Raw genomic sequence first — 22,079 nt, 5'->3', positions numbered from 1 at the left:
CGAGCGCTGACGCGAGGAAGCGACAACACTGATGGATGCCGAACGTGAGCCTGTGCGCGACGATTCGCCCGGATCTCGCGCGCAAGCTCACGTTCGCCCGCCCAGGGCGCTGATCACCCGCGCCGCCGCCGACCTGCTCGCCACACTGCAGGGTCGCCACGGTGCGCTGATGTTCCATCAGTCCGGCGGCTGCTGCGACGGGTCGTCGCCGATGTGCTACCCCGACGGCGAGTTCATCGTCGGCGACCGCGACGTGCTGCTCGCCGTGCTCGACGTCGGGGCCGACGGTGTGCCGGTGTGGATCTCCGGCCCCCAGTTCGACACCTGGAAACACACCCAGCTCGTCATCGACGTGGTCCCCGGCCGCGGCGGCGGGTTCAGCCTCGAGGCGCCCGAGGGGATGCGGTTCCTCAGCCGCGCCCGGGCGTTCACCGATGCGGAGAACGCGGCGTTGGCCGAGGATTCCCCGGTGACCGGTGCCCGCTACGCCGACGGGGACCGCCCGGCCGACCGCGCACCGGTCGTCGCGGAAGCCGAGGACGCATGCCCGATACCTGCGAGGCGCGCCGCGCGCATGCAGGGCTGACGCGCCCGGCGGCGTTATCGTCGAATGCGTGATTCCGCTGCCCCGCCCCTGGCTGCTGTCCAGTGCGATGCTGGTCGGCGCCGCGGTCGGACTGGTCGCCGCCGTCACATCGACGCTGCTCATCACGGCGACCGTCCGTCCCGACGTCGTCATCGGGCTCGTCGTCGGTGTGCCCGCCGTCCTCGGCGTGGTCATGATCCTGTGCTCGGGCCGGCGCTGGGTCACCACAGCGGGGGCGTTCGTACTGGCCATCGCGCCGGGCTGGCTGGGCGCGCTGACGCTGATCGAGGTGGTCAACGGTGGCTGACAACGGCAACGACACCGCGACCGGCGAGCACACGTCGCCCTACCTGCCGACGTTCGACACGGGCGGGTTCAGCCAGCCCGATCCGCTGACGCCGCTGGCCGCCAAGCCCGAACCCACGCTCACCCTCGACCGCGAGCCCGACCCGATCGCCTACGAGGCGCTCGACTTCGAACCCGACTCCGAGCCGATGATCGTGCCGCCCGCACAACCGGTCGTCCTGCCGGGCTCCTACCAGTTCCTCAAGCGGTGGGTGTTCGCGCTCGTGCTGGCCGCGGTGTGGGTCGTCGCGGCCGCCGTCGGCGCGGGCCTCTACCACTGGTGGGTCGGCGACCTGGACCCCGACAAGACGTGGCCCGTCTACGGCGTGCTGCTCTACCTGCTCGGCTGCACGGTCGCCGGCCTGATCGTCGCCATGGTCGCCAGGAAGCCCGTCATCTCCGCGTTGGCCATCGCGCTGATGTCGGCGCCGTTGGCATCCACCGCAGGCGCCGCCGCGCTCTACGGCGCCTACGTATTCGGCTGGATCACACGCTGACATAGCCGCCGCGACCACTAGTGTGGTCAGGGTGACCCACTATGACGTCGTCGTACTCGGAGCAGGTCCCGGCGGATACGTCGCGGCCATTCGCGCCGCCCAACTCGGGCTGAACACCGCCATCGTCGAACCCAAGTACTGGGGCGGCGTGTGTCTCAACGTGGGATGCATCCCGTCGAAGGCGCTGCTGCGCAACGCCGAACTGGCCCACATCTTCACCAAGGAGGCCAAGACCTTCGGCATCAGCGGTGAGGCGACGTTCGACTACGGCGCCGCATTCGACCGCAGCCGCAAGGTGGCCGAGGGCCGCGTCGCCGGCGTGCACTTCCTGATGAAGAAGAACAAGATCACCGAGGTCCACGGGTACGGCAAGTTCACCGACGACCACACCATCGAGGTCGATCTCAACGAGGGTGACACCGAGACGCTCACCTTCGACAACGCGATCATCTCCACCGGGGCCAGCACGAAACTGGTGCCCAACACGTCGCTGTCGGAGAACGTGGTCACCTACGAAGAGCAGATCATGGAGCGCGAACTGCCCGGCTCGATCGTCATCGCCGGCGCGGGTGCCATCGGCATGGAGTTCGGCTACGTGATGAAGAACTACGGCGTCGACGTCACGATCGTCGAGTTCCTGCCGCGCGCGCTGCCCAACGAGGACGCCGAGGTCTCCAAGGAGATCGAGAAGCAGTTCAAGAAGCTGGGCGTCAAGATCATGACCGGCACCAAGGTCGAGAAGATCACCGACGACGGTGAGCAGGTGACCGTCGCGGTGTCCAAGGACGGCAAGTCCCAGGACATCAAGGCCGACAAGGTGCTGCAGGCCATCGGCTTCTCGCCGAACGTCGAGGGTTACGGCCTGGACAAGGCCGGCGTCGAGTTGACCGACCGAAAGGGCATCGGCATCGACGACTACATGCGCACCAACAAACCGCACATCTACGCGATCGGCGACGTCACCGGCAAACTGCAACTCGCCCACGTCGCCGAGGCGATGGGCGTCGTCGCCGCCGAGACCATCGCCGGGGCCGAGACGCTGCCGTTGGGCGACTACCGGATGATGCCGCGCGCGACCTTCTGCCAGCCGCAGGTCGCCAGCTTCGGGCTCACCGAGGAACAGGCCCGCGAGGAGGGCTACGACGTCAAGGTTGCCAAGTTCCCGTTCACCGCCAACGGCAAGGCGCACGGGATGGGCGCCCCGGCCGGCTTCGTCAAGCTCATCGCCGACGCGAAGTACGGCGAACTGATCGGCGGCCACCTCATCGGCCACGACGTCTCCGAACTGCTGCCCGAACTCACGCTGGCGCAGAAGTGGGATCTGACCGCCAACGAACTGGCCCGCAACGTGCACACCCACCCGACGCTGTCGGAGGCGCTGCAGGAGGCCTTCCACGGGCTTGCCGGCCACATGATCAACTTTTGAGAAACGAAATCGTCGCCGGTGTCGGCGGATTCGTGCTCGGTCACATCCTGTGGCTGATCGCGATCACGTTGGCCACCAACACCTCCGACGTCAGCACCTGGGTGCTGGTGGTCGCTGCGCTGTCGTTCGTGGTGGGCGCCGCGCTGGGTTACCTCGGCTGGCGCAGGTTCCAGCGCAAGGAACACGTGTGGTCGACGTTCGTGTGGGGTCTGGCGGTCTCGCCGGTGCTGTTCTCGATCGTCGTCCTCGGCGTGACGTACCTCTAGTCGGGGAAGTCGAGCGGCACCTGCAGCGTGCTGATGGTCGCCGCCAGACCGTCGTAATGCGCTGCCAGCAGGCAGAATTCGATGAGCTGAGGCTTCGTCAGATGCCGGGCCAGCACCGACCACGTCTGCGGTGACACCCCGCGGGTGACGACGAACTCGTCGGTCGCGGTGACGAGCACCCGCTGCCGGTCGGTGAGGCCCTCGGCGTCGGGGCCCTCGAAGATCCGGGCCTGCAGGTCGGCGCCGAGGCCGCGGCTGCGGGCCAGCCGGCGGTGCTGCTGCAGTTCGTACTCGCACTCCCGCAGATGGCCCACCCGCAGGATCACCAGCTCGGCGTCCTGGCGGGTCAGCTTGCCCAGCCGGCCGAGCAGCACACCGCTGTAGGGCAGGAACGCCAGGAACAGCAGGCGGTGCTGGCCGAGCACGTCGAAGAGGCTGAAGCGCGGTGCGCGGATGGCGCGGGCGCCGGCCTTGGCGATGACCCAGTTCAGCGGGCCGAGTTCCCGGAAGCCGCCGGGCGCGATGCGGGTCATGTCTGCTTCACCAGGTAGGGCGAGACCGTGGACCGGTGCTCGTCGAGGTCGAGGGCGCGGCCCAGCGCTGGGAACGCCCGCTGCGGGCAGTTGTCCCGCTCGCAGACGCGGCAGCCGGCCCCGATGGGCGTCGCATTCTCACCAGATAGATCCAATCCCTCGGAGTAGACCAGCCGATGTGCATGGCGCCGTTCGCATCCGAGACCGATCGCGAACGTCTTACCCGGCTGACCATAGCGCGACGCCCGGCGCTCCACTGTCCGCGCCACCCACATGTAGTTGCGGCCGTCGGGCATCTGCGCGATCTGCACCAGGATCTTGCCCGGGTTGGCGAAGGTCTCGTAGACATTCCACAGCGGGCAGGTGCCCCCGCTGGACGAGAAGTGGAAACCCGTCGCGGACTGGCGTTTCGACATGTTGCCCGCACGGTCCACGCGAACGAAGGAGAACGGCACCCCGCGCATCGACGGCCGCTGCAGAGTCGAGAGCCGGTGCCCGATCGTCTCGTAGCTGACCTGATAGAACGCCGAGAGCCGTTCGACGTCGTAGCGGAAGTTCTCCGCGACGTCGTGGAACTGCCGATACGGCAGCACCGTGGCCGCGGCGAAGTAATTGGCAAGGCCGAGGCGGGCCAGGGTGCGCGACTCGTCGCTGGTGAACATGCCCTCGTCGACCATCTTGTCGATGAGGTCGCCGAATTCGAGATAGGCCAGTTCGGCGGCCATCTTGAACACCTGCTGACCCACCGACAGGTGCGTGCTCATCTCGAGCGTCTTGGTGCCCGGTTCGAACCGGTGCAGCACGGTCTCCCCGAGGTCGATGCGCCGCACGAGGTGCACACCGTGCACCGTCGACAGCCGGTTGGACAGTTCGCCGGCCAGGTCGCCGCGGTGCATGCGCATCCGGACGGTGAGGTCCTCGGCGGCGCTGTCGAGTTCATGCAGATAGTTCTGGCGTTGGTAGAAGTAGTCGCGGACCTCCTCGTGCGGCATGGTGATGGACCCGCTTCCGCTGCCGTCGGTGAACCGGTCCTCGGTCGCGGCGGCCAACTGTGTGGTGGTCAGCCGGTAGCGACGGTGCAGGTTGACCATCGCGCGGGCCAGCGCGGGGTGCGCCGAGACCATCTCGGCGATCTCGGACACGTCGACCTCGACGCCCAGTTCCCTGTCCATCGCCACCTCGCGGAGTTCGGCGACGAGCCGGGTGTCGTCCTGCGAGGCGAAGAAGGTGGCGTCGACGCCGAACACCTCGGTGATGCGCAGCAGCACCGCGACCGTCAGCGGACGGACGTCGTGCTCGATCTGGTTGAGGTAACTCGGGGAGATCTCGAGCATCTGCGCCAGTGCGGCCTGGCTGTAGCCGCGTTCGTTGCGCAACTGCCGAACACGCGACCCCACGAACGTTTTTGCCACGTCAACCAGCGTAACAACGCTGCGAACATCTGCCTTCGCAGTCTTGCCAAGCCGGGGGCTGTGGCAGTATCGGGTCGCCTGCCATGTATCGGCGGGCAGGTAGTCAGGAGGAACACGAGTGACCGGCACGAAGCCCACAGGCAACACGGGCCTGAACAAGACCATGATGCCGGTACCGGATCCGCACCCCGACGTGTTCGACACCGGCTGGCCGCTGCGCGTCGCCGACGTCGACCGCACCGGGCGCCTGAAGTTCGACGCCGCGACCCGCCACATCCAGGACATCGGGACCGACCACCTACGCGAACTCGGCTACGAGAAGACGCACCCGCTCTGGATCGTGCGCCGCACGATGATCGACCTGATCCGCCCCATCGAGTTCCAGGACATGCTGAGGCTGCGGCGCTGGTGTTCGGGCACGTCGAACCGCTGGTGCGAGATGCGGGTGCGCATCGACGGCCGCAAGGGCGGGCTGATGGAATCCGAGGCGTTCTGGATCAACATCAACCGGGAGACGCAGGGGCCGGCGCGCATCGCCGACGACTTCATCGCCGGATTGCAGCGCACCACCGACATCAACCGGTTGCGGTGGAAGGCCTACCTGAGTGCGGGCGGCCGCGACGACGCCCAGGAGATCCGCGAGTACCCGGTCCGGGTCAGCGACATCGACATCTTCGACCACATGAACAACGCGGTGTACTGGTCGGTGGTCGAGGACTACCTCTACAGCCGTCCCGAGTTGCTGCAGGCACCGCTGCGGGTGACGATCGAACACGACCTTCCGGTGGCGCTCGGCGACAAGCTGGAGATCATCAGTCACGTCCATCCGCCCGGTTCGACCGACAAGTTCGGCGCGGATCTGACGGATCGGACTGTTACAACGCTCACATATGCCGTCGGCGACGAGACGAAAGCCGTCGCGTGCATCTTCCCGCTCTGACGTTCCCGGTTTAACAGTACGGGCGTACTGACCAGCGGAAACAGGTTACCGACGAGTAGCTACTGAACCGGTCAAGCTGATTGCGGCTTCGCAACCTTCGCAACTTTTCTGACGCCCTTGGCAAAAGTTGGCGATTGAAACGGGTGGACCTGCGGTTATGCGGTAAGGCATCCTCGCTTTAGCAAGGCAGTGAAACCCTGCTGGTGTTAACAAGCCGGAACTCCGGCGGCGCCGGCAGCGATGCAAGTAACCGAAGGAGCAGCCCGATGTCGACCGTTGGCACGCCGAAGTCCCCCGAAGAGATCCAGAAGGACTGGGACACCAACCCCCGCTGGAAGGGCATCACCCGCGAGTACTCCGCCGCGGACGTCGTCGCGCTGCAGGGCAGCGTCGTCGAGGAGGCCACGCTGGCCCGCCGCGGCGCCGAGGTGCTGTGGAACCAGCTGCACGACATGGAGTTCGTGAACGCGCTCGGTGCGCTGACCGGCAACATGGCGGTCCAGCAGGTCCGCGCCGGCCTGAAGGCCATCTACCTGTCCGGGTGGCAGGTCGCCGGTGACGCGAACCTGTCCGGCCACACCTACCCCGACCAGAGCCTCTACCCGGCCAACTCGGTCCCGCAGGTCGTCCGCCGCATCAACAACGCGCTGCTGCGTGCCGACGAGATCGCCAAGGTCGAGGGCGACACCTCGGTCGAGAACTGGCTGGCGCCGATCGTCGCCGACGGCGAAGCCGGCTTCGGTGGCGCGCTCAACGTCTACGAGCTGCAGAAGGCGATGATCGCCGCGGGTGTCGCGGGTTCGCACTGGGAGGACCAGCTGGCCTCGGAGAAGAAGTGCGGCCACCTCGGTGGCAAGGTGCTGATCCCGACCCAGCAGCACATCCGCACCCTGACCTCGGCCCGCCTGGCCGCCGACGTCGCCGACGTGCCGACCGTCGTCATCGCCCGCACCGACGCCGAGGCCGCCACCCTGATCACCTCCGACGTCGACGAGCGCGACCAGCCGTTCATCACCGGTGAGCGGACCAAGGAAGGCTTCTACCGGGTCAAGAACGGCATCGAGCCGTGCATCGCCCGCGCCAAGGCCTACGCGCCGTACTCCGACCTGATCTGGATGGAGACCGGCACGCCGGACCTGGAGCTGGCCCGCAAGTTCGCCGAAGGCGTGCAGGCCGAGTTCCCGGACCAGATGCTGGCCTACAACTGCTCGCCGTCGTTCAACTGGAAGAAGCACCTCGACGACGCCACGATCGCGAAGTTCCAGAAGGAGCTCGGCGCGATGGGCTTCAAGTTCCAGTTCATCACGCTGGCCGGCTTCCACGCCCTGAACTACTCGATGTTCGATCTGGCCTACGGCTACGCCCGCAACCAGATGTCGGCCTACGTCGAGCTGCAGGAGCGCGAGTTCGCCGCCGAGGAGCGCGGCTACACCGCGACCCGCCACCAGCGCGAGGTCGGCGCCGGCTACTTCGACCGGATCGCCACCACCGTGGACCCGACCAGCTCGACCACCGCGCTGACCGGTTCCACCGAAGAGGGTCAGTTCCACTAAGAGTCATCCACCGCCGAGCGCACGGTTGTCGCACGTTCCGACGTGTCGGCAACCGTGCGCTCGTCGTCTGTTAGGAAGTAGCAGTGAGCAATTCCATTGACCGAGTAGGCGTCATCGGCGCCGGCCAGATGGGCGCGGGCATCGCGGAGGTGTCCGCCCGCGCCGGTGTCGACGTGCTGGTCTTCGAGACCACCGAGGCGCTGGTCACCGCCGGCCGCAACCGCATCACCAAGTCGCTGGAGCGCGGCGTGAGCGCGGGCAAGGTGACGGACCGGGAGAAGTCGGCGGCGCTGGCGAAACTGCGGTTCACCACCGACCTCGCCGACTTGGCCGATCGCCAGCTGGTCATCGAGGCGATCATCGAGGACGAGGCGATCAAGGCCGAGGTCTTCGCCGAACTCGACCGGGTCATCACCGACCCCGACGCCGTGCTGGCGTCGAACACGTCGAGCATTCCCATCATGAAACTGGGTGCGGCAACGCAGAATCCGGGCCGGGTGCTGGGTCTGCACTTCTTCAACCCGGTGCCGGTGCTGCCGCTGGTCGAACTCGTCAGCACGCTGGTGACGTCGGAGTCGGCGATCGAGCGGGTCGAGCGGTTCGCCAGCGACGTGCTCGGCAAGCAGGTGGTGCGTTGCAGCGACCGGTCGGGCTTCGTGGTCAACGCGCTGCTGGTGCCGTACCTGCTCTCGGCCATCCGGATGGTCGAAGCGGGCTTCGCCACCGTCGAGGACGTCGACAAGGCCGTGGTCGCCGGGCTGTCGCATCCCATGGGCCCGCTGCGACTCTCGGACCTGGTCGGGCTCGACACCCTCAAGCTCATCGCGGACAAGATGTTCGAGGAGTTCAAGGAGCCGCATTACGGCCCGCCGCCGCTGCTGCTGCGCATGGTCGAGGCCGGACAGCTGGGCAAGAAGTCGGGCCAGGGTTTCTACTCGTACTGATCTGCCTGCGCCGAGCGCACGGTTGTTGTACGCAAACGCCGAGAAGGCCCGTTAACAACCGTGCGCTCGACGAGCCGCCGTCACTCGTTCGAGGATCTCGGCCCTGCGGTAACGCAGTTGGGTGGCACTCACCCGAACGATGAGCCAGCCCCGCGATGCGAGGAATTCGAGTCGCTCGATGTCCTTCGCGTACTCGTCCGGATTGGTGAAGTGGTGTTCACCGTCGTACTCCACACCGACCCGGATGTCCGGCCACCCCATGTCGATACGCCGAGCAACGCGTCCGAGATCGTCGCGCACCGGAATCTGCGTGAGCGGCCGCGGCAATCCTGACCGGACGATCAGCAGGCGCAGCCGCGTCTCCTGCGGGGACTCCGCGCCTGCGTCGACAAGCGTCATCGTCTTGCGCAGCCGGCGGATGCCTCTGGCGCCGGGATACCGGGCGGCGACCGCGCCGACGGACGCGGGCCCCACGCCGGTCGCGTTCAGCAGCGCGTCGATGCGAATCACGCCCATCTGTTCGGGGAGTCGCCGTCCCAGGTCGTAAGCGGTCCTGGCCGCGGTTGTGCAGCGGATGGCGTCGACGGAACATACCTCGTCGCCATCAAATGTGTTGCAGCGGGCGATCATTCCGCTGGCTGCCGGCCGACGGGAATGCGCGATCTCCACTGGGGCGTCCGCCGGAATCCAGCGGCTGCCGAGAAGTGCTGCCGCGCAGTGGCCGGTGAGCGTGGCCCGCCTTCCCGACCAGAGCCAGGCCGCGCGCGCCCGGTCCGCGGCGGTCAACTGTGTGCCGTTGCGGACGTACACGTTGCGATAGACCATCGTGTACCGGCGCCGTAGATCCCGACGCGTCAGTTCGCCCGAGTTGAGCACTTCGGTGGCGACGATCAACGTGGCTCCCACGCCTTACATCGTGAGCCCGTGTAGGCGGCCGCCTCGACGGCAATCGCTCGACCTGTGGACAACTGCGGCGACCGCACGGTTGTTGTACGCGAATCCCAAGAAGGCGTGGCGCCAACCGCGCAGTCGACAGAATGGCGAGAATCAGGCGTCCGCCAGGCGCCGCTTCTCCGCCTTGACGTCGAAATCCGGTGGCGGCCAGGACATGTTGAGGCCCTTGAGCGCCTCGATGAGCAGTTCGGTGATCACCAGCCGGCTGTACCACTTCCGGTCGCACGGCACCACGTACCACGGCGCATGGTCGGTCGACGTGCGGTCGAGCACCGCCTGGTAGGCCTGCTCGTACTTCGGCCACAGCAGCCGTTCGTCGATGTCGGCGGGGTTGTACTTCCAGTACTTGTCGGGGCGTTCGAGCCGTTCGGCCAGCCGGCGCTTCTGCTCCTGCAGCGACACGAACATCGCGACCTTCACGATCGAGGTACCGCTGTCGACGAGTTCGCGTTCGAAGGCGTTGATCTCGTCGTAGCGGGCGCCCCACACGTCGGGCGGGACCAGGTTGTGCACGCGCACTATCAGCACGTCCTCGTAGTGCGACCGGTCGAACACGCCGATGTGCCCGGGCGTCGGGAGCGCCTTGCGGATGCGCCACAAGTAGTGGTGGGCCAACTCCTCCTCGGTGGGTCTACCGAAGCTCGTGTATTTGATGCCCTGCGGATTGGCTGCTCCGACAACGTGTTTGACGATGCCGCCCTTTCCCGCGGTGTCCATCCCCTGCAGGATCAGCAGCACCGAGCGGGTGTCGCCGGCGCGGCTGTTGGCGTACAGCTTCTCCTGCAGCTCACCGAGCCGCGAACTGCGCTCGGCGTGCAGCGCCGGGGCGTCGGTCTTGGAGCCGGTGAAACCCGGCGTCGCGGAGGTGTCGATGTCGGCCACCTTGTCGCCCGGCCGGAACCGGAGGTGGACGTGCGGCTCGTGGGACCACAGGGCAGGCAGATCGGATTCTGGTCTCATTGCTCCATCGACTGGGGAGGCAGGATCGGGGAGGGGTGCGGTACGGACCGGAACTTCTCGAGCGATCCGCCTACTTCGACGATGCCGCACAACGCGCTCCACGACAGCATTGTCAGGTAGTCGATGAGCTCGTCGGCACTCATCCGCGGATTCGACATCCACGAGTGCGTGGCCAGCTGCACGCCGCCGACGATGTGATAGGCCCACGGTTCGACGCCACCGGTGTCCATGCCGGCCCCGGCCATCCGGCGGCGCAGCATCACCGCGAGCATGCGGGCGATGATCTCCTCGGAAGCCGCGACGGCCTTGCTCTTGCTGGCCGAGTTGTTGGCCATCACGAAGCGGTACGGCTCCGGCTCGTTGGCGACCGTGTCCACGTAGACCTTGATGATCTCGCGGGTCAGCTCGTAGCCGTCGAGGTTCGACATCAGCGCGGCGGCCATGTTCGGGATCAGCGTGGTCTGGGCGAACCGCATCATCACCGCGGTTGTGAGGTCGTTCTTGTCGACGAAGTAGCGGTACAGGACGGTTTTCGAGACACCGATCTCCGCGGCGATCTCGTCCATGCTGACGTTGCTGCCCAGACGGCGGATCGCCTCGAGGGTGCCATCGACCAACTCGTTGCGGCGCTCGACCTTGTGCTGGTGCCAGCGCCGCTTCCGACCATCGGTCTTGACCGCCAAAGGCGGGGTCTGTTGTGTCACTATCCCCGTAGTCCCGTTCACTAGTCCGTCTCGATACTACGGCGAACAGGCGTCTACAGCCGCGTCGGACCGCTGCGCTCTGCGGATAGCGGATGATGGAACCCGTGGTATCTACTCAGCAGTCCGGACGGCCCAGCTTCGCCGAGGCGATCGCGGGCGCGGACTCGGCCGCCGACGCCGAACGCCGTCGCGGCCTGCGGCGCATGAAGACCGTCGCACTGGGCTTCCTGCTCGGGGCCACGGTGATCTTCCTGCTCTGCACCTGGGCGCAGTCCCAGGGCACCGCCGCCCCGTGGGTCGGCTACGTGCGCGCCGCCGCCGAGGCCGGCATGGTCGGCGCGCTCGCCGACTGGTTCGCGGTCACCGCGCTGTTCCGGCATCCGTTGGGCATCCCGATCCCGCACACCGCGATCATCAAACGCAAGAAGGACCAGCTCGGCGAGGGTCTGGGCGAGTTCATCCGGGAGAACTTCCTGTCGCGGGAGAACGTCGAGACCAAGCTGCGGGATGCCGAGGTGGCGGGCCGGCTGGGTAAGTGGCTGGCCGAGCGTTCGCACGCGGAACGCGTGGCCACGGAGACCTCCAACGTGCTGCGGGTGCTGGTCGAGATGCTGCGCGACGAAGACGTCCAGCAGGTGCTCGACCGGATGATCGTCAAACGCATCGCCGAACCGCAGTGGGGACCGCCGGTGGGCCGAGTGCTCTCGCAACTGCTGCAGGAGGGCCGCCAGGAGGCGCTCATCCAGCTGCTCGCCGACCGGGCCTTCGAGTGGTCGCTCAACGCCGGGGAAGTCATCGAGCGGGTCATCGAGCGCGATTCGCCGACGTGGTCGCCGCGCTGGGTCGATCACCTGGTCGGCGACCGCATCCACCGTGAGCTGATGGACTTCACCGACAAGGTGCGCCGCAACCCGGACCACGAGCTGCGCCGGTCGGCGACCAAGTTCCTGTTCGAGTTCGCCGGCGACCTGCAGAACGACGAGGCGACCATCCGGCGTGCCGAGAACGTCAAAGAGCAGATCATGGCCCGCGACGAGGTGGCGCGGGCGGCGGAGACCGCATGGAGCGCCGCCAAGCGCATCATCCTCGAATCGGTCGACGATCCGTCGTCGACGTTGCGCGCCCGCATCGCCGACTCCGTCATGCGCATCGGGGAGAGTTTGCGCGACGACGCCGAACTGCGGGACAAGGTCGACAACTGGATCATCCGCGGCGCCCAGCACGTGGTCGGTGAATACGGCGCCGAGATCACCACGATCGTCACCGACACCGTGGAGCGCTGGGACGCCGACGAGGCCAGCAGCCGCATCGAGCTCCATGTCGGCCGCGACCTGCAGTTCATCCGGATCAACGGCACCGTCGTCGGCTCGCTGGCCGGCCTCGTCATCTATTCGATAGCTCAGCTACTGTTCTGACCTGCGCTAGCTGGTGCTTGCAATAGTTAGCACCCCCGCGTACGGTTGATGGTGTCGTTGATCGGATACCCGCGTTTCGAGGGGGTCGTCACCCATGTCGCAGGACGAGAATCTTGCCGCTGTGGTGACCAACGCCGCGCAGGACATCGGGAGCTTCATCCGGAGCCAGCGGGAAGCGGCCCAAGTGTCCGTGCGGCAGCTGGCGGAGAAGGCCGGTGTCAGCAATCCCTACCTCAGCCAGATCGAGCGGGGATTGCGGAAACCGTCCGCCGATGTGCTCAACCAGATCGCCAAGGCGTTGCGGGTCTCGGCCGAAGTGCTCTACGTGCGAGCCGGGATCCTCGAACCCAGCGAGGCCGGACAGGTCCGTGACGCCATCTTCAACGACATGGCGATCACCGAGCGGCAGAAGCAGGTGCTGCTCGACATCTACACGTCGTTCTGCCAGCAGAACGAGGCAGCCGAAACCGGAGTAGACGAGGAGCCGACGACTGAACACCAACCGATCAATGGCGACCCGATCCAACGCGCACTAGAAACCCCACCCCAAGATTTCGGAAAGGACATCCAACATGGCTGAGAAGAACCCCCAGGTCGACATCGAGGACCTCAAGGCCCCGCTGCTCGCCGCGGTCGGCGCCGCCGATCTCGCGCTGGCCACCGTCAACGAGATCGTCGCGAGCCTGCGTGATCGCGCCGAGGAGGCCCGCACCGACGCCAACACCCGCGTCGAGGAGAGCCGGGCCCGCATCAACAAGCTGCAGGGCGAGCTCCCGACGCAGGTCACCGAGCTGCGCGAGCGGCTGACCGCCGACGAACTGCGCCGTGCCGCCGAGGGCTACGCCGAGGCTGCGCAGAGCACCTACGCCAAGCTCGTCGAGCGTGGCGAGGCCGCACTCGAGCGGCTGCGCAGCCAGCCCGGCTTCACCGACGCCGCCAACCGCGTCGAGAGCTACACCGACCAGGCCGTCGAGCTGACCGAGCAGGCCCTGGGCAACGTGGCGACGCAGACCCGCGCCGTCGGTGAGCGCGCCGCCAAGCTCGTCGGCGTCGAGCTGCCCAAGAAGACCGAGGAGACTGCCGAGCCGGTCAAGGCGACCGCCAAGAAGGCCCCCGCCAAGAAGGCGCCCGCCAAAAAGGCGCCCGCCAAGAAGGCGCCGGCCAAGAAGGTCACCCAGAAGTAAGTCGAATTCGACCGCAGGATGACGCCCGCATAGGCTGGTGAGGTGATACTTGCCGACCTTGCGGGCGTCATCATTCTGGGTCTCGTCCTGATCGTGTTGGTCGTCGGCGTGTACTCGTTCGTCCACGCCGCGATCCAGCGCCCCGACGCCTACACCGCGGCCGGGAAACTCACCAAGCCGGTATGGCTGGCGATCCTCGGCGGCGGTGTTCTCATCCTGCTGCTCTTCCGCGACGCGTTCGGCGCCGCGGTGTGCGCCTGCGCGGCCGGTGTCTACCTGGTCGACGTGCGGCCCAAGCTCCTGGAGATCCAGGGAAAGTCGCGGTAGGTCCGTGCGCATCACTCCAGCCGCCGTGACGGCGGCTCTGGTCCTGTCGCTGCCGTTGTCGATGACCGGGGCGCCCGTCGCCTCCGCCCAACCCGCCCCGCCGCCGCCCTACGTCGCCCACGTCACGTGGGCGAAGTGGGGCGATCTGTCCAGCCTGCGCGTCTATCCCACCGCTGCGGGCAGGCGGGCCGCCGGCCAGGTCGGCACCGTCGCCGAGGCCGAGCACGCCTGGGCGGAGGTGCTCGCCGCCTCACCCGACGCCGCGATCCCCGGCATGCGTGAGCAGTTCGACTGCCACTGGCAGTTCGCGGAATTCGCCGCACCGGGGAAGACCAGCTGGAACCTCGAGCCGTGGCGGCCCGAGGTCCCCGTCGAGCAGATGGTGGCCGCCGGCTGCAACCCCGGCGGCACCGAAGAGCCGTTCTGATGGGCAGGTGGACCCGCGAGCGCGTGGCCGCGCTCATCGACCACACACTGCTCAAACCGGAGGCCGACGAGGGCGACGTCGCCATGCTCGTGCAGGAGGCCGAGGAACTCGGCGTCTACGCGGCCTGTGTGTCGCCGTCGATGGTCCCCGCCGCCGTGCGGGCCCGCCCCTCCACGACGAAGATCGCTGCCGTCGTCGGCTTCCCGTCCGGTAAACACCTCCCGGCGGTCAAGGCGCACGAAGCCGCGCTCGCCGTCGCCGCGGGCGCCGACGAGATCGACATGGTGATCGACGTGGGCGCCGCGCTGGCCGGGGAGATCGACGCCGTGCGCGCCGACATCGCCGCGGTGCGCGCCGCCATCGGCGAGCCCACCCTGCTCAAGGTGATCGTGGAGTCAGCCGTGCTGCTCGAACTGGGTGGGCGCGACGTACTGGTCGACACGTGCCGGGCCGCCAAGGCCGCAGGCGCCGAATACGTCAAGACCTCGACGGGGTTCCACCCGCTCGGCGGCGCCTCGGCGGGCGCGGTCGAGATCATGGTCGCCGCGGTCGGACCGCAGGTCGAGGTGAAGGCCAGCGGCGGCATCCGCACCGCCGCCGACGCCATCGCGATGCTCGACGCGGGGGCGACCCGGTTGGGTCTGTCGGCCACCCGCGCCGTACTCGACGATCTGAACTGACGCTTACAGCTCGTTGAAGCAGGGATCCTCGCCGCTCTTCGGGATCTGCGAGTTCTGCGACGTCAACAGCGCCGACACACCCGTGTCGGTGACCTGGATGCTCTGCGCCTTGATGTCCATCGGGTAGTTCTCCGTCAGCCCGGAGGTGAAGGCGTCCAGGGCGGGCTGCACGGCTTCCCGGGGCAGCGTGAACCCGAGCCCGGTGAGCTGCTGCACCTGCAGCGAGATGCCGCCGTTGACGACCTGCGGCTTCGCCGTGATGCTGCCGAGCACCCCCTCCAACTCGATGGTGCCCTCCGACGGGTTGGTGCTCACCCCGGTCAGGAAGCTCCCGAACAGCGGGATCGCGTCCTGGACGGTCTGGGTTATGCCGTCGGAGGACCAGTCGACGTTGACGGCCAGCGAGCCGATGGAGCCGCCGGAGTTCGCGCTGTCCTCGAGCCGGACGTCCCGGATGTCGATCGCGACCTTCATGCCCTTGGCGGTGCGGATCTGGTTGCCGGCGGTCTCGATGTTGATGTTCGTGTAATGCCCGGTCATGTGCTGCAGCAGGAACGGAGGAAGCGTGCCGAACGATGCGGTGGCCTCGTCCTCGACGACGCAGGACACGACGCGGGAGACCACGTCGTCGGCGCGGTTGCGGGCGTACAACTCCCCACCGAGCAGACCGGCCACGATGAGCGCCACCACGATGACGACGGCCAGCACGACCGACAGCGGATCGCTGAACACGTCTTTGACCTTGGCCAGCACCGAGCCGCGTTCCTTAGGCGGTTCCCCGCCGGGATGGGGTGCCGACGGCGGCGCACCCTGCGGGAACGGCGGGGGAGGCGGGACTGGCTGCTGGTCGGCCGGACGGGCCCAGGGATCAGTCACGCCCGCGATTCTGCCCTACCGGGTGAGTCGACCTCCGCGCGGTTGTTCAGCACGGCGACGGTCTCGCGGACCTTGCGCGCCGCGTCGAGGTCGAGGTCGGCGACCATCAGGTGCGGGTCGGCGCCCGCGATCGCCACGACGTCACCGGTCGCCGAGGCGACCAGGCTGCCGCCGACCCCGGTCGGCCCGGATGCGGCCACCTCGTCGCCGGGGTAGGCCTGGTCGACCGCGGCGAGGTAACCGGTGGTGTCCAGCGCGCGGGCCCGCGCCAGCAACGTCCACTGGTCGAGCTTCCCGGGCCCCGCGCCCCACGAGGCGTGCACGGTGATCAGCTGGGCGCCGCGGCGTGCCAGTTCGACGTAGAGCTCGGGGAAGCGGATGTCGTAACACGTCGTCAGGCCGACCTCGACGCCCGCGACGGTGATCGTGACGGGCTCCGAACCCGGTGCGACAGTGCGGGATTCGCGGAAACCGAACGCGTCGTAGAGGTGGATCTTGTGGTAGTGGGCGTCCACGCCGCCGCCGACCGCGAGCAACGTGTTGAGGACCCGGCCGTCACCGCTTGGGGTGAACATCCCGGCGACGACGGTGACGCCGGCCTTCTCGGCGATCGACCGCACCGCCGTGGCCCACGGTCCGTCGAGCGGTTCGGCCACCGGTGCCAGTGGCACGCCGAACCGGCACATCGTCGCCTCCGGGAACAGCACGAGGTCGGCGCCGGCGTCGACGGCCCGGCCGGTGAAGTCCTCGACGAGTTCGAGGTTCGCCGCGGGGTCGGTGCCCGAGGCGATCTGCGCGCACGCGATCCGCATGCGCTCAGCCTACGGGCGCGACCGTTGCCCACGGCACCGTGAGCACCCCGTCGCGCATCCTGCGCCGCGGCGGCTCGACCGCAAACCCTTCGCCCGCAAGCAGATCGAGCATCGCGCGCCAGCGGATCCGCGGGCCGAACACGCCGTGCCCCGCCGCGCTGGCCCAGGCCCGGTCCGCGGCGGCGAGCAGCCGGTGCACGGGCTCGCCGGGCACGTTGTGGTGGATCAGCACCTTGGGGAGCCGTTCGGCGAGATCGGACGGACGCTCGATGGCGAACGGATCGCACGCCAGCGTGAGGCTGACCGGGCCGACGGCGTCGAGCAGCACCCAAGCGCACCGGCGCCCCAACTCGTCGCAGGTGCCGTCGACGATGAGACCGCCCGGCGCGAGCCGGCTCCGCATGACGCCCCACGCCCCGGCCACGGCGTCGACGGGGTACTGGCGCAGCACGTTGAACGCGCGCACCAGCACCGGCCGCATCCCGGCCAGTTCGAAACCGCCGAGCGCGAACTCCACATCCGTCGCCGCGGCGGCGCGGGCGGCCGCCACCCGTTCGGGATGGATCTCCAAACCGACCACCCGCGCGTCGGGGCGCACCGACCGCAGCCGCGACGCCAGTTCCAGGGTGGTGACGGGGCGCGCGCCGTAGCCCAGGTCGACGACCAGTGGATCGGCGGCCGACAGCAGCGCGGTGCGGACCCGGCGGGAGTGCACCAGCCAGCGGTCGCTGCGGCGCAGCCGGTTGTGCCCGGTGGTGCCGCGGGTGAGGACGCCGATCGGGGGGCCCGGGTGCTGCGTCATCGCTCTCAGCGGCGTCCGGAAACCCGTTGGGCGGTGAAGCGTTGTTCACCGTCGAACAGGGTGCGCATGTTGGTCAGGATCAGGTCTTCGAGTGTGCCGCCGACCAACGGTAGGGAGACCTTGCAGGTGCTGTGCACGCGCAGCCGGCTGCCGGTCGGGGTGTCGGCCAGGTCGTAGCGGCCGTCGAGCCGTCCCGGTGCGCGCGGCATGGTGGCGGCGAAGGTGCCCTCGGCGCGTGCGGCGCCGTCGTCGAATGGGGCGAAGTGCTGTTCACGGGTGATCACCAGGTCGACCGGCATGACCTTGCGGGCGATCGGCGGCAGGTCGTCGCGCGGCATCACCTGCCGCAGCGCGATGTCGGTGCCGCGTTCATCGGAGCGGAACAGCGTCAGCTCGGTGCGCGGGTTCAGTGCGCGGTACACCTCGGTCAGCGAGCGCCAGTAGTCCTCGGAGGTGAACTGCTCGTGGACGTGGGCGGCGGGCGCGTCGAACGCGACGGTGTGCTCCATCCGCCGTCCCATGGGGACTTACGGTACGCGTCGGGTCAGACGTTCTCGGTGATCCACACCGTGGTGAAGCGCTGTTCGGCGATGATCAGGTCCACCAGGCCGTTGCCGATGAAGTTCTCGATCTTCCCGCCGACGAGCGGCACGCGCACCTCCACGGTGGCCTTGAGTTCCAGCCGGGATCCGCCCGAGGCGCTCGGCGTGAGCCGCGCCGTCCCGGTCAGCGTGACCGGCGCCCCGGGGATGGAGCCGTTGACCGTCGCGGTGGCGCGGCCGTCCAGCACACCGGTCCAGGTCTCCTCACGCTGGATCGACAGGTCGCCGCGGTGGAACTGCGCCACCACCCCCGGCAACCGGTCGGCGCGCAGGGTTTGCGTGGTGGTGACGTCGATGCCGCCGTCTTCGCCGACGGTCATGTCGTCGAGCGTCGCGTGGTCGGCGCCCGAGTCCGCCAGGCGTGCCAGCCAGTACCGTTCGTCGCTGAACGCACGGTGGACCTCTTCGACGGTGCCGTCGTAGTCGGCGGCCAAGTCGAATGAGCGCGGCATAGCTGGCCACGCTACCGTTACGGCCCGTGACCGGTCAGGAACTCGCGGGCGCGCAGGTCGAAACCGACGTCGCGCTGGCCCCGCTGACCACGCTGCGGGTCGGGCCGGTCGCGCGGCGGCTCATCACCGCGAGCAGCACCGAACAACTCGTCGCCGCACTGCGGGCGCCCGTGGGCCGGGATGCGCTGATCCTCGCGGGCGGTTCGAACGTCGTGCTGGCCGACGACATCGCCGACCTCACCGCGATCCGGGTGGCCAGCAGCGAGATCACCGTGCGCGACGGGATCGTCCGCGTCGAGGCGGGCGCGAACTGGGACGACGTCGTGGTCACCGCGCTGGCGCACGGCCTCGGTGGGCTGGAGTGCCTGTCGGGCATCCCCGGTTCGACGGGGGCGACACCGGTGCAGAACGTGGGCGCCTACGGGGCCGAGGTCGCCGACACCATCCGGCGTGTCCGGCTGTTCGACCGCCGCACCGGCCGTGACGAGTGGGTGATGCCGCAGGACCTGGCCTTCGGGTACCGCACCAGCGTGCTCAAGCACTCCGACCACGCCGTCGTGCTCGAGGTGGAGTTCGCGCTCGACGTCGAGGGCCGCAGTGCGCCGCTGCGCTACGGGGAGTTGGCCCGGGCACTCGACGTGGAAGCGGGCGGCCGCGCCGATCCGGTCGCGGTGCGCGACACGGTGCTCGCGCTGCGCCGCGGGAAGGGCATGGTGCTCGACGGACCCGACCGTGACACCTGGAGCGTCGGATCCTTCTTCACCAACCCCGTGGTCACGGCCGCGGACTACGAACGCCTCGCCGCGGGGGTGGACGGCCCGGTGCCGAGCTACCCCGCCGACGGCGGGGTGAAGCTGGCCGCCGGTTGGCTGGTGGAACACGCGGGCTTCGGCAAGGGCTACCCCGGCGACGACGCCCCGGCCCGGCTGTCGACCAAACACGCGCTCGCTGTGACCAATCGGGGCAACGCCACCACCGCGGACGTGATCGCGCTGGCCAGGACGGTGCGAGACGGTGTGCGCACCGCCTTCGGGATCGAACTCACACCCGAACCGACGCTGGTCGGCTGCACTCTCTAGGTATGTTGGGTACACGTGAGTGCCGCCGACAAGTTGCCGCCCATGACTCGGCGGCGCCCCCTGACCGCCCTGGCGGTCGGTCTGGCCGCGCCCGGCGCACTGGCGGCGTGTAGCCGCTCGATCAGCAATCCCGGTGGGCCCGCCGAGGCACCCGCGTCGGCGTCGCTGGCGTTCGAACCGGCCACTTCCGCCACCGACGTCTCGCCCACCGATCCGGTGCGGGTGGAGGTCAGCGGTGGCTGGTTCCAGCGGGTGGCGCTGACCAACGCCGAGGGCAAGGTCGTCGCCGGCGCGCTGAACCAGGACCGCAACGTCTTCACCGTCAGTGAACCGCTCGGCTACGGGGTGACCTACAGCTGGTCGGGCTCGGCGGTCGGGGAGGACGGCAAGGCCGTCCCGGTCAAGGGCGAGTTCACCACGCTCGACCCGGCGACCCAAGTCAACGGCCGCTTCCAGCTGGCCGACGGGCAGACCGTCGGCGTCGCCGCACCCGTCATCCTGCAGTTCGACGCCTCGATCGACGAGCAGGATCGGGCGACGGTCGAGAAGGCGCTGTCGGTCACCACGAATCCGCCCACCGAGGGCAGCTGGGCGTGGCTGCCCGACGAGGCCGCCGGATCGCGGCTGCACTGGCGCAGCAGGGAGTACTTCGAGCCGGGGACGACCGTGCGGGTGGACGCGAAGTTCTACGGGGTGAAGTTCGGGGCGGACGCCTACGGCGCGGCCGACTCCTCGCTCGACTTCACGATCGGCCGTCGGCAGGTGGTCCGGGCCGAGGCCTCGAGCCACCGCATCCAGGTGATCGACCAGGGCGGCGCCGTGATCATGGACTTCCCGTGCAGCTACGGCGAGGGCGATCTCGACCGCAACGTCACCCGCAGCGGCATCCACGTGGTCACCGAGAAGTACGAGGACTTCTACATGACCAACCCCGCGGCCGGTTACGCCAACGTCCGTGAGCGGTTCGCGGTGCGGATCTCCAACAACGGCGAGTTCATCCACGCCAACCCGGCCAGTCTGGGCTCGCAGGGCAATTCGAACGTCACCAACGGGTGCATCAACCTGTCCGAATCGGACGCCCAGCAGTACTTCAACACCGCGGTCTACGGCGACCCCGTCGAGGTCACCGGAACGCGCATCCCGCTGTCCTACGCCGACGGCGACATCTGGGACTGGGCGGTGCCGTGGGAGGAATGGAAGTCGATGTCGGCGCTGTCGGATGAGGCCTCGCCCGCCGGGATGCCCAGCACCGCGCCCGCGACGCCGACCGGCGCGCCGCAGCCGGTGAACGGCCGACCCGGCGGTTAGAGCCCGCTCCTCTCGCCGAGATCGACGAAATGGCGCTTTCCACTCGCACTTTCGCGCCCGTTTGTTCGTTTGGGCGCGATCAGCGGCGGTTGAAGCGGCTGCCGCTGGCACCGCTGACCTGATCGCGCGGCCGGACCACGATCAGGTCCAGGTCGACGTGCGACGGGCGGCTGGCGACGAACCCGATCACGTCCGCGATGTCCTCGGCCACCAGCGGGGTGACGCCCTCGTAGACCTTCGCCGCGCGCTCCTCGTCGCCCTCGAACCGGTTGAGTGAGAAGTCCGTCTGCACCATGCCGGGCGCAACCTCGGTGAGCCGCACCGGTTTTCCGAGCAGCTCGCTGCGCAGCGTGCGGTGCAGGACGCCCTGCGCGTGTTTGGCCGACGTGTAGCCGCCGCCGTTGTCGTAGATCTCCACCGCGGCGATCGAGGTGACCGTGACGATCAACCCGTCGCCGGAGTCGACGAGTTTCGGCAGCAGCGCCCGCGTCACCAGCAGGGTGCCGAGGACGTTGGACTCCCACATCCACCGCCAGTGCTCGATGTCGGCGTCGGCGATGGGTTCGAGTCCGCGGGCACCGCCGGCGTTGTTGACCAGCACATCGACCCGGTCCAGGGCGTCGGCCAGCGCGGACACCGCCTCGGCCGACGTGACGTCCGCCACAATCGCGGTCCCGTCGATCTCCTCGGCGAGGGCCTTGATCGGCTCCTCCCGGCGGGCCACGCACACCACGTGAAAACCCTGCGCGGCAAGGGTTCTCGCGGTCGCCTCGCCGATTCCGGCACTCGCGCCGGTGACCACCGCGACGCGTCGGCCGCCTCCAGAAGTCGTCATCTGACCAACTCTAGCCAGCGTGCTAGATTCACCTCGTGTTCTCCGGTGGTCAGGCATTCGACGCGCGGCACTGTTGTTGTCGTCGCGTATTTCGCCGCGCCTGACCGAACCCCGGGAGCTGTTCCCGTTTGAGTCGCAGGTGTGGCCAGGACCCACCCGC

The 22,079-nt window shown here is 68.4% G+C and carries 27 protein-coding genes; 16 read left to right on the top strand and 11 right to left on the bottom strand.

The window, feature by feature from the left end:
* Positions 1–52: 52 nt before the first annotated feature.
* Genes AU195_RS06275 through AU195_RS06255 form a run of 5 tightly spaced genes read left to right on the top strand, consistent with a single transcriptional unit; the run spans position 53 to position 3,120 of the window.
* Positions 53–586, top strand: coding sequence for a DUF779 domain-containing protein (locus AU195_RS06275; RefSeq protein WP_059158254.1), 534 nt, complete (start codon positions 53–55; stop codon positions 584–586).
* Positions 587–614: 28 nt separating this feature from the next.
* Positions 615–893, top strand: coding sequence for a putative holin (locus AU195_RS06270; RefSeq protein WP_059158207.1), 279 nt, complete (start codon positions 615–617; stop codon positions 891–893).
* Positions 886–1,428 carry a hypothetical protein gene (locus AU195_RS06265; protein WP_059158206.1) on the top strand — a complete coding sequence of 181 codons (543 nt, stop codon included), beginning with the start codon at positions 886–888 and terminating at the stop codon, positions 1,426–1,428. Before AU195_RS06270 ends, AU195_RS06265 begins: the two co-directional genes overlap by 8 nt.
* Before the next feature lie 31 nt (positions 1,429–1,459).
* Positions 1,460–2,854, top strand: a complete 1,395-nt coding sequence (gene lpdA, locus AU195_RS06260; protein WP_059158205.1) for a dihydrolipoyl dehydrogenase — start codon at positions 1,460–1,462, stop codon at positions 2,852–2,854.
* Entirely contained in the window at positions 2,851–3,120 is a 270-nt protein-coding gene (locus AU195_RS06255; protein WP_059158204.1) for a hypothetical protein, read from the top strand. Before lpdA ends, AU195_RS06255 begins: the two co-directional genes overlap by 4 nt.
* Here the strand turns inward: AU195_RS06255 and AU195_RS06250 are convergent.
* Together AU195_RS06250 and ramB are read right to left on the bottom strand one after the other, a co-directional pair.
* On the bottom strand, positions 3,117–3,653 hold the full coding sequence (locus AU195_RS06250; protein ID WP_059158203.1) for a carboxymuconolactone decarboxylase family protein: 537 nt from the start codon (positions 3,651–3,653) through the stop codon (positions 3,117–3,119). The genes AU195_RS06255 and AU195_RS06250 overlap by 4 nt on opposite strands.
* On the bottom strand, positions 3,650–5,065 hold the full coding sequence (gene ramB, locus AU195_RS06245) for an acetate metabolism transcriptional regulator RamB (RefSeq protein WP_059158202.1): 1,416 nt from the start codon (positions 5,063–5,065) through the stop codon (positions 3,650–3,652). Before ramB ends, AU195_RS06250 begins: the two co-directional genes overlap by 4 nt.
* A 163-nt stretch (positions 5,066–5,228) precedes the next feature.
* Here ramB and AU195_RS06240 point away from each other — a divergent pair, with 163 nt between their 5' ends.
* The 3 genes from AU195_RS06240 to AU195_RS06230 all read left to right on the top strand — a co-directional run bounded on the left by AU195_RS06240 (position 5,229) and on the right by AU195_RS06230 (position 8,502).
* The gene (locus tag AU195_RS06240) at positions 5,229–6,005 is read left to right on the top strand and encodes an acyl-[acyl-carrier-protein] thioesterase (protein ID WP_172800488.1); all 777 of its coding nucleotides are present in this window, start codon (positions 5,229–5,231) and stop codon (positions 6,003–6,005) included.
* 266 nt (positions 6,006–6,271) lie between these two features.
* The gene (aceA, locus tag AU195_RS06235) at positions 6,272–7,558 is read left to right on the top strand and encodes an isocitrate lyase (protein ID WP_059158200.1); all 1,287 of its coding nucleotides are present in this window, start codon (positions 6,272–6,274) and stop codon (positions 7,556–7,558) included.
* Between the two features lie 83 nt (positions 7,559–7,641).
* Positions 7,642–8,502 (top strand): 3-hydroxybutyryl-CoA dehydrogenase, encoded by an 861-nt coding sequence (locus AU195_RS06230; RefSeq protein WP_082702980.1) that lies wholly within the window; start codon positions 7,642–7,644, stop codon positions 8,500–8,502.
* Positions 8,503–8,553: 51 nt separating this feature from the next.
* Here the strand turns inward: AU195_RS06230 and AU195_RS06225 are convergent, their stop codons facing one another.
* The 3 genes from AU195_RS06225 to AU195_RS06215 form a co-directional block, all read right to left on the bottom strand.
* Entirely contained in the window at positions 8,554–9,408 is an 855-nt protein-coding gene (locus AU195_RS06225) for an endonuclease domain-containing protein (protein WP_059158198.1), read from the bottom strand.
* A 141-nt stretch (positions 9,409–9,549) separates the two neighbouring features.
* Entirely contained in the window at positions 9,550–10,416 is an 867-nt protein-coding gene (locus tag AU195_RS06220) for a polyphosphate kinase 2 family protein (RefSeq protein WP_059158197.1), read from the bottom strand.
* The gene (locus AU195_RS06215; protein WP_059158196.1) at positions 10,413–11,120 is read right to left on the bottom strand and encodes a TetR/AcrR family transcriptional regulator; all 708 of its coding nucleotides are present in this window, start codon (positions 11,118–11,120) and stop codon (positions 10,413–10,415) included. The genes AU195_RS06220 and AU195_RS06215 overlap by 4 nt, the downstream gene beginning before the upstream one ends.
* 92 nt (positions 11,121–11,212) lie before the next feature.
* Between AU195_RS06215 and AU195_RS06210 the strand changes: the two genes are divergently transcribed.
* The 6 genes from AU195_RS06210 to deoC all read left to right on the top strand — a co-directional run bounded on the left by AU195_RS06210 (position 11,213) and on the right by deoC (position 15,153).
* Entirely contained in the window at positions 11,213–12,535 is a 1,323-nt protein-coding gene (locus AU195_RS06210; RefSeq protein WP_059158195.1) for a DUF445 domain-containing protein, read from the top strand.
* A 94-nt stretch (positions 12,536–12,629) separates the two neighbouring features.
* Positions 12,630–13,115, top strand: coding sequence for a helix-turn-helix domain-containing protein (locus AU195_RS06205; RefSeq protein WP_059158194.1), 486 nt, complete (start codon positions 12,630–12,632; stop codon positions 13,113–13,115).
* Positions 13,108–13,719 (top strand): hypothetical protein, encoded by a 612-nt coding sequence (locus tag AU195_RS06200; RefSeq protein ID WP_059158193.1) that lies wholly within the window; start codon positions 13,108–13,110, stop codon positions 13,717–13,719. The genes AU195_RS06205 and AU195_RS06200 overlap by 8 nt, the downstream gene beginning before the upstream one ends.
* A 42-nt stretch (positions 13,720–13,761) precedes the next feature.
* Positions 13,762–14,046: a DUF2516 family protein gene (locus AU195_RS06195; protein WP_059158192.1), complete on the top strand. Its 285-nt coding sequence runs from the start codon at positions 13,762–13,764 to the stop codon at positions 14,044–14,046.
* Between the two features lie 4 nt (positions 14,047–14,050).
* Positions 14,051–14,473, top strand: a complete 423-nt coding sequence (locus AU195_RS06190; protein ID WP_059158191.1) for a DUF2599 domain-containing protein — start codon at positions 14,051–14,053, stop codon at positions 14,471–14,473.
* Positions 14,470–15,153 carry a deoxyribose-phosphate aldolase gene (deoC, locus tag AU195_RS06185; RefSeq protein ID WP_286149149.1) on the top strand — a complete coding sequence of 228 codons (684 nt, stop codon included), beginning with the start codon at positions 14,470–14,472 and terminating at the stop codon, positions 15,151–15,153. Before AU195_RS06190 ends, deoC begins: the two co-directional genes overlap by 4 nt.
* 3 nt (positions 15,154–15,156) lie before the next feature.
* Here the strand turns inward: deoC and AU195_RS06180 are convergent, their stop codons facing one another.
* From AU195_RS06180 to AU195_RS06160, 5 genes are read right to left on the bottom strand one after another with little or no spacing between them, the layout of a single operon-like run.
* Positions 15,157–16,029 (bottom strand): LmeA family phospholipid-binding protein, encoded by an 873-nt coding sequence (locus AU195_RS06180; protein WP_059158189.1) that lies wholly within the window; start codon positions 16,027–16,029, stop codon positions 15,157–15,159.
* The gene (locus AU195_RS06175; RefSeq protein WP_059158188.1) at positions 16,026–16,841 is read right to left on the bottom strand and encodes a carbon-nitrogen hydrolase family protein; all 816 of its coding nucleotides are present in this window, start codon (positions 16,839–16,841) and stop codon (positions 16,026–16,028) included. The genes AU195_RS06180 and AU195_RS06175 overlap by 4 nt, the downstream gene beginning before the upstream one ends.
* Before the next feature lie 4 nt (positions 16,842–16,845).
* A complete protein-coding gene (locus AU195_RS06170) occupies positions 16,846–17,643 on the bottom strand; it encodes a hypothetical protein (RefSeq protein WP_059158187.1) in 798 nt (265 codons plus the stop codon).
* Positions 17,644–17,648: 5 nt separating this feature from the next.
* A complete protein-coding gene (locus tag AU195_RS06165; protein ID WP_286149146.1) occupies positions 17,649–18,164 on the bottom strand; it encodes a DUF2505 domain-containing protein in 516 nt (171 codons plus the stop codon).
* Between the two features lie 23 nt (positions 18,165–18,187).
* Complete coding sequence (locus AU195_RS06160; protein WP_059158185.1) at positions 18,188–18,697, bottom strand: DUF2505 domain-containing protein; 510 nt, start codon at positions 18,695–18,697, stop codon at positions 18,188–18,190.
* A gap of 26 nt (positions 18,698–18,723) precedes the next feature.
* Between AU195_RS06160 and AU195_RS06155 the strand changes: the two genes are divergently transcribed.
* Both AU195_RS06155 and AU195_RS06150 read left to right on the top strand, forming a co-directional pair.
* Positions 18,724–19,776, top strand: a complete 1,053-nt coding sequence (locus AU195_RS06155) for a UDP-N-acetylmuramate dehydrogenase (RefSeq protein WP_059158184.1) — start codon at positions 18,724–18,726, stop codon at positions 19,774–19,776.
* 15 nt (positions 19,777–19,791) lie between these two features.
* On the top strand, positions 19,792–21,084 hold the full coding sequence (locus AU195_RS06150; RefSeq protein ID WP_059158183.1) for a L,D-transpeptidase: 1,293 nt from the start codon (positions 19,792–19,794) through the stop codon (positions 21,082–21,084).
* A 79-nt stretch (positions 21,085–21,163) separates the two neighbouring features.
* Here the strand turns inward: AU195_RS06150 and AU195_RS06145 are convergent, their stop codons facing one another.
* Complete coding sequence (locus AU195_RS06145; protein ID WP_059158182.1) at positions 21,164–21,919, bottom strand: SDR family oxidoreductase; 756 nt, start codon at positions 21,917–21,919, stop codon at positions 21,164–21,166.
* Positions 21,920–22,079 lie beyond the last annotated feature (160 nt).

Origin of the sequence: Mycobacterium sp. IS-1496, from assembly GCF_001499995.1 — a bacterium.
Classification (GTDB): domain Bacteria; phylum Actinomycetota; class Actinomycetes; order Mycobacteriales; family Mycobacteriaceae; genus Mycobacterium.
The sequence above is the reverse complement of the archived record's forward strand: the minus strand, read 5'-3'. Positions and strand labels throughout refer to the sequence as shown.

Excerpts from the sequence above, each read along its gene's own strand:
- AU195_RS06250 (WP_059158203.1), bottom strand. The coding sequence starts at position 3,653 with ATGACCCGCATCGCGCCCGGCGGCTTCCGGGAACTCGGCCCGCTGAAC.
- AU195_RS06240 (WP_172800488.1), top strand. The coding sequence starts at position 5,229 with ATGATGCCGGTACCGGATCCGCACCCCGACGTGTTCGACACCGGCTGG.
- aceA (WP_059158200.1), top strand. The coding sequence starts at position 6,272 with ATGTCGACCGTTGGCACGCCGAAGTCCCCCGAAGAGATCCAGAAGGAC.
- AU195_RS06220 (WP_059158197.1), bottom strand. The coding sequence starts at position 10,416 with ATGAGACCAGAATCCGATCTGCCTGCCCTGTGGTCCCACGAGCCGCAC.
- AU195_RS06210 (WP_059158195.1), top strand. The coding sequence starts at position 11,213 with ATGATGGAACCCGTGGTATCTACTCAGCAGTCCGGACGGCCCAGCTTC.
- AU195_RS06205 (WP_059158194.1), top strand. The coding sequence starts at position 12,630 with ATGTCGCAGGACGAGAATCTTGCCGCTGTGGTGACCAACGCCGCGCAG.
- AU195_RS06200 (WP_059158193.1), top strand. The coding sequence starts at position 13,108 with ATGGCTGAGAAGAACCCCCAGGTCGACATCGAGGACCTCAAGGCCCCG.
- AU195_RS06175 (WP_059158188.1), bottom strand. The coding sequence starts at position 16,841 with ATGCGGATCGCGTGCGCGCAGATCGCCTCGGGCACCGACCCCGCGGCG.
- AU195_RS06170 (WP_059158187.1), bottom strand. The coding sequence starts at position 17,643 with ATGACGCAGCACCCGGGCCCCCCGATCGGCGTCCTCACCCGCGGCACC.
- AU195_RS06165 (WP_286149146.1), bottom strand. The coding sequence starts at position 18,164 with ATGGGACGGCGGATGGAGCACACCGTCGCGTTCGACGCGCCCGCCGCC.
- AU195_RS06160 (WP_059158185.1), bottom strand. The coding sequence starts at position 18,697 with ATGCCGCGCTCATTCGACTTGGCCGCCGACTACGACGGCACCGTCGAA.
- AU195_RS06145 (WP_059158182.1), bottom strand. The coding sequence starts at position 21,919 with ATGACGACTTCTGGAGGCGGCCGACGCGTCGCGGTGGTCACCGGCGCG.